The sequence below is a fragment of the Xenorhabdus sp. SGI240 genome, from assembly GCF_040081915.1.
GTDB classification, from domain to species: Bacteria; Pseudomonadota; Gammaproteobacteria; order Enterobacterales; family Enterobacteriaceae; genus Xenorhabdus; species Xenorhabdus bakwenae.
This window is the reverse complement of the sequence record NZ_JBEBMB010000104.1, coordinates 1-8,198: the sequence shown is the minus strand read 5'-3', so window position 1 is coordinate 8,198 and position 8,198 is coordinate 1. Positions and strand designations below refer to the sequence as shown.

Here is an 8,198-nt window from a genome sequence, read left to right as displayed (position 1 = left end):
ATCCGTTAAACCGAGGTTTTTCACAAACGCCGGTTTGTTGGGGATATCTGCGCCGTTCCGGGATTTTTCGAGGCGATTATTTAGGGCATCGGTTGTGGATTTCTGGCTCATTACCTGTAATGTACCACCACCTATAGATTGAACCACATCCGATTTATCGAATTTTTTATTCAGCTCATCGAGAATTTGATTTGTATTAACCAGTTTCCATGCTGAATTAATTTTATCCGGCGATGCTATATTGAAATTAATTTTGTTGTTATCAATCAGGCTCTGATATTCCCGCGTTTCATCATCCGATTGCAATACCGCACCTTTGGGATATCCGCCAATAGAATTAGCGTACTCCGGTGAGAATTTATATTTTCCGCCCTTGGATAAATGAACGATATTATCGGATATCTGATTAAATATACCGTTAAAATCTCTGCCACTTGGCGGCAATCCACCAGCCGTCACGGGCATCATAGTAATTTGCGGGAATCCTGTGTCCCACGTTGCTTTTTGGCTAGGTAAATCTGATTTGTAATCAGAGGGTATTTCGTCCTTTTGTCCATTTTGAGCAAAAGGTTTTGCTATTAAATTTGGGTTTTTCATTATTCACCTGTTATGCAAATGATGCCTGACCAAATGGTTGAAATCCGGTTCCGTAAAATCCGAAAAATTCACCTAATGGTAATTCTACAATGCTGATTTTTACTCCAGATGGGCGGGGTAATATTTGTCGGTTGTAAATTAGATTTTTTTCTAATTCAGATAATCTATATTCAAATACATATCTGGCTGTCATATGTCCGGTTATTAGATAATATGAACGGCCACGCAAAAAGCAACAACCCAGCCAATTATTAATATTAGGCGCGGTTGCATACAGTATATTTGAAAATGCCTTCATTAGAATAACCTCCCTGAATGTTGAATCATCCATCATATATGACGCATCAGTTCCTCCAGAATAAAATGGTGACTGGTCGAATGGTGTAAATTTTTTCGTTTCTTTAAATCCGAAATAATCAACATTCGGGTCGGGTATAGATAAATCTCTGCCAATACCAACAATACGCCCCCAAATATCTAATCCGAATCCTCTCGCCGTGAGAACGTTGACCGCCAAATTATAAAACTCGTCAGCATTAGCTCTGGGGTCGATGGTTTCATTTATTGAGTTGAGAATAGTGCAGATGGTAGGGCTATTGGCGTACTGGCTGAGTAATGTTTCACGGATATCTTTCATCACTCAATCCTTATATCATCTATAGATAATGTCGGAAACTCATCAATACCGAAATCGAGATAATTAGCCACAGCGCCTTTCTTCCTTGCTATTTGAACCGATATCAACCGCTCCCGTGTTGATTGCGCAGTCGCACAAATGTAGTCACTGGCAATGAGTTTTTTAGCTATTCTGCCTTTACCCCTGCCTGTCTCAAATTCATTCAAAACAGCTTTGCGAACAGCTTCCTTGTCTTGGTGTGTTAGACGTAATTTGTCTTCAAATGTCACAATAAACTCAATAGGAATATGATGTGGCCGGATAAATTTAATGTCATAACTGGGCGGTAGATAAGGGAAATTGTCCGTGTCCTCATATTTGACCGTCGTATTGCCCACAAAAGAACAGCCGGTTCCGGCTTTAGCCAAAATCTGTCGTGCTATCTCATTATCATCACCACCCACGACAGAGACAGCGATAGAATTTCTTATTAACGGGTAATTGGTTACTCCGGCTGTGATAGTTTCACTATCTGGGTTATCGACAACGTAACAGTCAATGACATTTTTAATATTCGAGACTGCACCATAGGTGGCGGCATTGGTGTTTTTGGCATTGATAGCGACAGACTCCTGCCGTCTCAGTTCAAACTCCTGCCGTGATTCGTCATCCCGGCCAACAATAGCAGCCGTTTTATTGATAACCGAGTCAACGCCATTGATATTTTTAACAACGCGGTTAATGGCGCCAGTCGAGGCTGAAATTCTGCCCGCAACATCACAATGAGCGTCGACTGTTGCAATGCCATTATCACCAATGATTGCCTCTACCTGAGTGCTCCATGTTTTTCCAGCATCATCTGTGACCTGAAATCCGGCAGGAATAACCGTGTTTGCCAGTCCGTTAATCGTGACCTCAGCAACAGATTTTGTCGCCCGGTGACGCTGGAGAAAATAGATATAGCCTAATGCATCCTGCATCATGCCGTCAGCGTACCGGGGATCGAAACTGTTCAGGAGGTTGATAAAAAAGTTTCGCTCATCGGTGATGATGGCTGTCAGAGTAGTGACTAATTGGCCCTGTGGTGTGTCCATTGATTTATTGAGATTATCGCCAAAACAGGACTGCATTAGCCGCCACACTCCCGCGATTACCTCATCGGTCGGTGGCGCTAATATCCCCTGTGGGGTGATTTGTAGTTTCGGTATCATAGTTCTATTACTCCCTCCCGCCCGTCAATGTCAGTAAATTTAATTCTGCCCCGCACAATCCGGTCATTTGCCGTACTCAGTTCCGCTGTGGCAGAAATTACGCCCTCGACTGACATCGCGGCGTCCTCCAGATTTTTTCTGTACATCGCCAGTGAGTATCTGTTTTTACCTAATATTTCCTCCAGATAGGGGATGCCCGCCCCCTGTGAGTAGTACATATCTTTCACAAACACCCGACAGGCATTAGCCACTGATTGCGCTCTGGCGTACTGGTCTGAGGCAATAGCAATATTCCCCGCCACATCGAGAGTGAGATCCCATGTGGCAGGCATTAGAAATAATGTCCGCATGTTAAGCCTTTTGGTTAGGTGGGCTGGTGTTAGCGCCTTGCCCGTGTTCTGGGTGGGTATGACTGTTATAGACTTGGCGCATTCCCGCCATTGATAGGGAATTACTGGTTGTGTTATCGGTAATGTCGCTTTTGGCCTGAATAGTACTGGTCGTCTCTACTGGTGCATCTAAAATGATTTTCGTGCCTTTGACATTCACTACCCCAGTGGAAACAACGTTAATGCCGCTATCCAGAAAATGGACATACTGGCTCGGTGCGCCATTGAGCAGGCCGCCGATATAGAGGCTGTCAGACCAATCGAACCGCCGCCGGCTCTCCGGCGGCGCTGAGTTCTTGGCTCGCTTCACCTTTGAAATGTCACGGGTACAAACGAGGCAAATACCCAAATCACCGGGTTTCGGGTCGAGAATAACGGCATTTGCACCTCCCTGATATCGAAAATAGGGCACGTTGTAGATAATGGCATTGTTATAGACATTCCCCGCGCCATCGACTTGTTGCACTAGTGGCAGAATGTCAACATAACCCACAGGAGCAACGCCACCACCCTTGACCTTTTCCACCCTGCATATCGTCACCGTGCCTACTTTGCCGATGAGCGACCAGATGATCGCCTCCTGACTCCGAGCGCCACCTGCCATAACCTGTGGGTCATATAAAGAAACTTGTTCATCATTTTTTGATTGCGACATAGTTATCACCTCTTGGGCTAGCGTTAACTTCCATAAACCACTGCGCTGAGTCCTGTTCTGTTTCAAGAATTATTCTGATTCCATATACCAACCAATCACCATTACAAATGGCTATCTGACTGTCGGCAATGCGGACAATGCCACCGAATCTTACCAAGTGGTTATAGAAGCATTTAAAATCAACACCCCTCATTGAAGGAACCGGATAACCAATTAACCCAGCATCAGGGGAAATAACCGGAACTTTCAATGTTCTCCGAGGGGAATCTTTGTAAGTAACAGCTACGTTCTTGTTCTCAATATACAACTCCAGATTAGCGGCATGGGCTAATTGCCGGATTTTCTCGATGCTTGTGTTATGCAAAGACACATCGGCCAGCTTTACACTGACGTCGTTAGACTCAAATGAATACCCAATGCGCTTGCAAATGTTCGCTATGATAGTAACTACATCATGCTCACCCTCATAGCTCTCAGCATCCTCCCCCATCATTTTATCCAATACAGCAGTCTGAGACTCAATCACCAGCGCCACATTAGGCACATCGCCAAAATCAGGGTAAGCAAAAGTTATCCCACCTTTAAACACCTGCGACAATTCTTCGCCTTCCTCACCGGCCTCAATCGTTACGTTATTGCGCAATGCTTTTAATGTACCCCACTTTCTACGCAATAATTTTTCCATTGTTTCCATTGGCAACCCGTAGGCTTTAATTCGCGCATGAGGCGTAATGGCGCCATTGCCGTAATTAATCTCGGCGCTGATCCGAAGTCCGGTTGCAGAGAGTTTATTTTGATTACTGGAGGTGAATGATTCGTCTTTACCTGAGAGGGTGAGGGTGATTCTTATTGATTTTCGATTAAAAGCCATTTATCCATACCAACCTATATCGAGAGCCTAATTGTGAATATTCTGGATCGGTATTACCTTCTATATCTGAGAACACCAGCCACTGACAGATATAAGTCATATTCCGACAAACACGATTACATACCAGATATTCCCCATTTTTCTTAACAGTAGCGAATAAATTATCGAGTCTTGTTTCTAATGTTAAATCGTAATTATCACTTTCTAAAAAAAAGGAAAGAGTTTGATTCGGAATTTTTTCTAAAGGTATTTCGGTTATCATTAAAAACTCCCGTTACTTATTTGGTTAACCATATTTTCAGCTTGAGATTTTATATCTGATAAATCTTTTCCTATACCTTTAAATCCTTCCCATAAAATTCCAGCACCTTCTTTTCCCTTTACTAGCCATGATTTATTTTCGTCATCATATAAATCACCAAGATCATTCACCATTTTTTCTAATGAACCGCTGGATGCGTTAGATTCAACTTTTTGAGTTTTATCACCGGTATCCTTTTTCTTGGCATCATCGGGGTTTTTGACCTGTTCCTTATCATATTTGACTGTCACCTCCCTGATTTCCTCAAGATGCAGGTTCACTTTAAGCAGCGTCGCCCCATCTTTAGCCTCTCTCGCAATGTCATATCCCACGATGGCGGCATTGGTGTAGACGAATTCAGGTGTGATAACGTGAAATTTCAGTGTGCTTTTCGCCAAAATTTCTAGCTGAGACAGGAAAGCGCCGCGCTCCAGTGTACCGCCTGAGCTTTTACTTAATTGAACAGTGACTTTGTACGGTTCCCCGACTTTGTTATAAGTAGCGAATGAGCCGTTTTCTATCGGTGCGCTCACTACACGATACTGATTCTGGTATTGCAGTGATATCACGCTGTCGGCTAATAGAAGAGGAATGCCATATTGATTGAAGATCCCCCAATAATTGCCAAACAACTTATTTATCAATGCAGCACCGCCCAGACTGATACCCGCATCCATTGCAGCATCGGGGATCCCTTTCCAGTTGGGAATATCGGGCATTTTGGGTAGTTCTGGCATTCCGAACATAGAGCACCTCGCTTTTTGGGTGTAAAAAAACCGCAATTAAGCGGCGTTAGAAGTGAAAAACCCGCCGAAGCGGGTTGTTACGAGTTGATTGCTTATCGCCCAATGCGCTCACTGGCAACTTTATAGGCTTTCGAGTCCTCTCTTTTGCCTACCGCTATCACCCAGATCACAATCTCTTCATCTATCACCTGATAGACAAGGCGAAATCCCGAAGAGCGAAGTTTTATTTTGAAGCAGCCCGCTAAATCGCCGTGCAGTTTGCCTGATTCGATATAAGGATTTTCCTGTAACTTTTTCAGTTTCTTTTTAAACTGTTCACGGATACTGTTATCCAGCTTGTGCCATTCCTTTAAAGCTCGCTCGTCAAACTCGATATTAAATCTCATCGAGATTTACCCGAATTCGTTTAGCAGGATTCTTGAGTCGCTCACGAACTACTTCCAAAATATCTTCGTCTTCGTCGCGTTCTGAGACCATTACGGATACTTCTGTAAACGGCAGTTTTTCATTTTCTGCCACATAGCGTAGGAAGAGCCGCATTGCATCGGAAGGAGAAAGGTTCATTTTTTCAAGTGCCTGATAAGCACTTCTTTTAAGTTCTTCGTCCACTCTAATCTGAATTGTGCTCATAGTATCTCCATATGTAATTACGTTTGTATTACATTGTATGTTATTTAATCTATGATGCAATCAGTTTTTTAAAATTTTAGCCGTCCGTGGCTTTGGACTAGAATATATTCATCGGCAGGGGGAGCAGGTTTTCAATGTAAAATCCGTATCGTCTTGCTACTCCGTCAATGATGCCCTGCGGCGTCTCAGTTCCACCTGTAAAAGTTTCAGTTTTGTTGAGATAGTTATCGTAAACCTCCATCTTAATGATGTATCTGAAATTAGGTGGCTGTTTTAGCTTTTTCTTTTTCACCTCACCAGTAGTCCAGTACTCATAGAGAACGTCATCGCACTCTTCCTGATAGCGGATAACTTTATCCCTAATCGATGCTTTAACTTTATTCGGGCTGATAGTCGCTAACCAGCCAGCTAATTTACGGAGAGCAAGGCAAGTCATTGCTTGTGAACCACCTTTTGTAGGTATAACGATTTCCGTGATACCTTTAGAGAAGCGTGTTTTTAACTTCTCTAACTGTGACTGCCACGCTAACCCCATAAAACCAAGCCAATCTATGGGCCTTAAATTTCTTGGAATTGATGCTGACCCCAATATATCCACGATCCATAAAGCCTTTTACTCGAACACCGCTGCATAATTTATTGGTAAAGATGCCAGTTTCGGGATTGTATTTGACTTGTTCTCGCAATATTGCCAGTTCTATATTTTCATCAGGCAATATTGCTTTGTTATAACGGGTTAGTATCATTTCATTCTCCCGGCAATACTGTATGAACCCTGTCGTGACGTGTTGAATACATCACCCTCATTTGTTTTCGCATAACCCATCGCTCGGACAAAACCTTCATATCTCCGGTGTGCTGCTGAACAACGGTAAATGGCCTGCCTGTCTCACTACATCGATATCGAGCCTCCTCAACGGCTGCGGGTAGGTCTGTGAATGTCATGACTCCAGCTCCCATATCTGAACATCCAAACAGCCACCGGCAACCCGTTCACCCCGTATGATCCGCATATCATCAATCTGTTCATCATCCGCCCAGAAACTGGCATGAGTCAGCGAATCGAAAACTGCTTTAGGCAGGTTATCGAGATCTCTTCGTCGTCTGTCTGGAGGATTGGCTGTAATTGAGATTTTGATGCGGGATGTGGTGTTGATATTGAGGTTCTGCTGCTTGATGAGTTCTATGATTTTTTGTCGGTATTTGGTGCCTTTTTCTGAGATGTAATGGCTGCGTGCGGTATGTCGCCAATAGGTATTATTCGATGGCGGCCACGGCAATTTTAGATTGTAGGTTTTCACGTCAAATCTTACCCTCCGATAGTAATACTGCCTGCGTCCTGATTACACCCTCTAAATGAGCCATATGTGCATAGTCAACGTCTGTCAATCTCGTTCTGCGGTCTATTTCGTCGTGACACGCTGAACAGGCCCATGCGCCCAATAAATCAGGCGGTTTCATTCCTGTACCACAGATGCCAGCCATTCGATAATGAGCCAGCACCACAGTTTCACTATTGCCGTTACAGATGCCCGGAATTCTGACCTGACATTCTCGGCCTCTAGCCTCTTTCCGTAGATTTGCCACCCCTCTGTTCCTCTCTAATCTCATGATGTTTTTCTATGGTGTAGGCATTACCAGCCGAGAAAACGCACCCAACATAATTAACATTGCCTGTGCGGCCAAAAATAGCATTGAACAGATATCTGAACGCTTTTTTTACTACCGGCCATCGCCTGAAATCTTTCTCGTCTCTGATAACAAGAGCAACATTTTCATACCCTAGACGCACTACCTCTTTTCTTAATTCATCCACCTTATCCCCCTAAATCTATCCCCATAATCAGCATGAGTGCTGTCCAAAAGCCGATGAATAGTAGGTATCTCACTGATTCTGCTCCTGTTTGAGTTTCATGTACTCGCTGTCGTCTGGCACTGTCACGAAACAACCAATACCCGCAGCCCACTGTTCAACTTGCTCCATGAATCGAAACATCTCGCCCGTATCCAGCCTGGATGTCTGGCGTAGCGTCCTGACACGCTCAACTTCCTGCGTTCTGGCATCAATCCGCTCCACAACCTCATAGCCCAAAAATGTGTGCTTGAGCATGTCCTTAACTTCATCCGGTGAGTATTTCGCCCCGTTGGATTTCAGATAACGACTAATCTCGCCGAACCACAT

15 protein-coding genes and 2 pseudogenes are annotated in these 8,198 nt (G+C 43.9%); all 17 read right to left on the bottom strand.

From position 1 onward, the window contains the following. Nucleotides 1-597, bottom strand: a pseudogene (locus ABLA76_RS16295) (hypothetical protein); the annotation flags it as partial. 10 nt (nt 598-607) lie between these two features. After that, nucleotides 608-1,234 (bottom strand): DUF2612 domain-containing protein, encoded by a 627-nt coding sequence (locus tag ABLA76_RS16290; protein WP_348988722.1) that lies wholly within the window; start codon nt 1,232-1,234, stop codon nt 608-610. After that, entirely contained in the window at nt 1,234-2,424 is a 1,191-nt protein-coding gene (locus ABLA76_RS16285; protein WP_348988721.1) for a baseplate J/gp47 family protein, read from the bottom strand. The genes ABLA76_RS16290 and ABLA76_RS16285 overlap by 1 nt, the downstream gene beginning before the upstream one ends. Beyond that, nucleotides 2,421-2,774, bottom strand: a complete 354-nt coding sequence (locus ABLA76_RS16280; protein ID WP_348988720.1) for a hypothetical protein — start codon at nt 2,772-2,774, stop codon at nt 2,421-2,423. Before ABLA76_RS16280 ends, ABLA76_RS16285 begins: the two co-directional genes overlap by 4 nt. A 1-nt stretch (nt 2,775) precedes the next feature. Beyond that, nucleotides 2,776-3,468, bottom strand: a complete 693-nt coding sequence (locus ABLA76_RS16275; RefSeq protein WP_348988719.1) for a Gp138 family membrane-puncturing spike protein — start codon at nt 3,466-3,468, stop codon at nt 2,776-2,778. Then, nucleotides 3,449-4,339: a hypothetical protein gene (locus ABLA76_RS16270; RefSeq protein WP_348988718.1), complete on the bottom strand. Its 891-nt coding sequence runs from the start codon at nt 4,337-4,339 to the stop codon at nt 3,449-3,451. Before ABLA76_RS16270 ends, ABLA76_RS16275 begins: the two co-directional genes overlap by 20 nt. Continuing rightward, nucleotides 4,329-4,601, bottom strand: a complete 273-nt coding sequence (locus ABLA76_RS16265; protein WP_047771100.1) for a hypothetical protein — start codon at nt 4,599-4,601, stop codon at nt 4,329-4,331. Before ABLA76_RS16265 ends, ABLA76_RS16270 begins: the two co-directional genes overlap by 11 nt. Continuing rightward, entirely contained in the window at nt 4,601-5,386 is a 786-nt protein-coding gene (locus ABLA76_RS16260) for a phage baseplate protein (RefSeq protein WP_348988717.1), read from the bottom strand. Before ABLA76_RS16260 ends, ABLA76_RS16265 begins: the two co-directional genes overlap by 1 nt. Nucleotides 5,387-5,478: 92 nt before the next feature. Further along, complete coding sequence (locus tag ABLA76_RS16255) at nt 5,479-5,772, bottom strand: type II toxin-antitoxin system RelE/ParE family toxin (protein ID WP_348988716.1); 294 nt, start codon at nt 5,770-5,772, stop codon at nt 5,479-5,481. After that, entirely contained in the window at nt 5,762-6,016 is a 255-nt protein-coding gene (locus ABLA76_RS16250; RefSeq protein WP_047770479.1) for a type II toxin-antitoxin system RelB/DinJ family antitoxin, read from the bottom strand. Before ABLA76_RS16250 ends, ABLA76_RS16255 begins: the two co-directional genes overlap by 11 nt. Before the next feature lie 286 nt (nt 6,017-6,302). Next, nucleotides 6,303-6,617, bottom strand: a pseudogene (locus ABLA76_RS16245) (phage antirepressor N-terminal domain-containing protein); the annotation flags it as partial. Beyond that, nucleotides 6,499-6,762, bottom strand: coding sequence for a hypothetical protein (locus tag ABLA76_RS16240; RefSeq protein ID WP_348988715.1), 264 nt, complete (start codon nt 6,760-6,762; stop codon nt 6,499-6,501). The gene ABLA76_RS16240 and the pseudogene ABLA76_RS16245, both read right to left, overlap by 119 nt. A gap of 1 nt (nt 6,763) precedes the next feature. Continuing rightward, nucleotides 6,764-6,961, bottom strand: coding sequence for a hypothetical protein (locus ABLA76_RS16235; RefSeq protein WP_348988714.1), 198 nt, complete (start codon nt 6,959-6,961; stop codon nt 6,764-6,766). Then, nucleotides 6,958-7,317 carry a crossover junction endodeoxyribonuclease RusA gene (locus tag ABLA76_RS16230; RefSeq protein WP_348988713.1) on the bottom strand — a complete coding sequence of 120 codons (360 nt, stop codon included), beginning with the start codon at nt 7,315-7,317 and terminating at the stop codon, nt 6,958-6,960. The genes ABLA76_RS16235 and ABLA76_RS16230 overlap by 4 nt, the downstream gene beginning before the upstream one ends. Nucleotide 7,318: 1 nt before the next feature. Further along, the gene (locus tag ABLA76_RS16225) at nt 7,319-7,603 is read right to left on the bottom strand and encodes a DUF1364 domain-containing protein (protein WP_047770916.1); all 285 of its coding nucleotides are present in this window, start codon (nt 7,601-7,603) and stop codon (nt 7,319-7,321) included. After that, nucleotides 7,578-7,832 carry a hypothetical protein gene (locus ABLA76_RS16220; RefSeq protein ID WP_348988712.1) on the bottom strand — a complete coding sequence of 85 codons (255 nt, stop codon included), beginning with the start codon at nt 7,830-7,832 and terminating at the stop codon, nt 7,578-7,580. Before ABLA76_RS16220 ends, ABLA76_RS16225 begins: the two co-directional genes overlap by 26 nt. 69 nt (nt 7,833-7,901) lie before the next feature. Further along, the coding region (locus ABLA76_RS16215; RefSeq protein ID WP_348988711.1) for a hypothetical protein at nt 7,902-8,198 on the bottom strand (297 nt) is incomplete at its 5' end.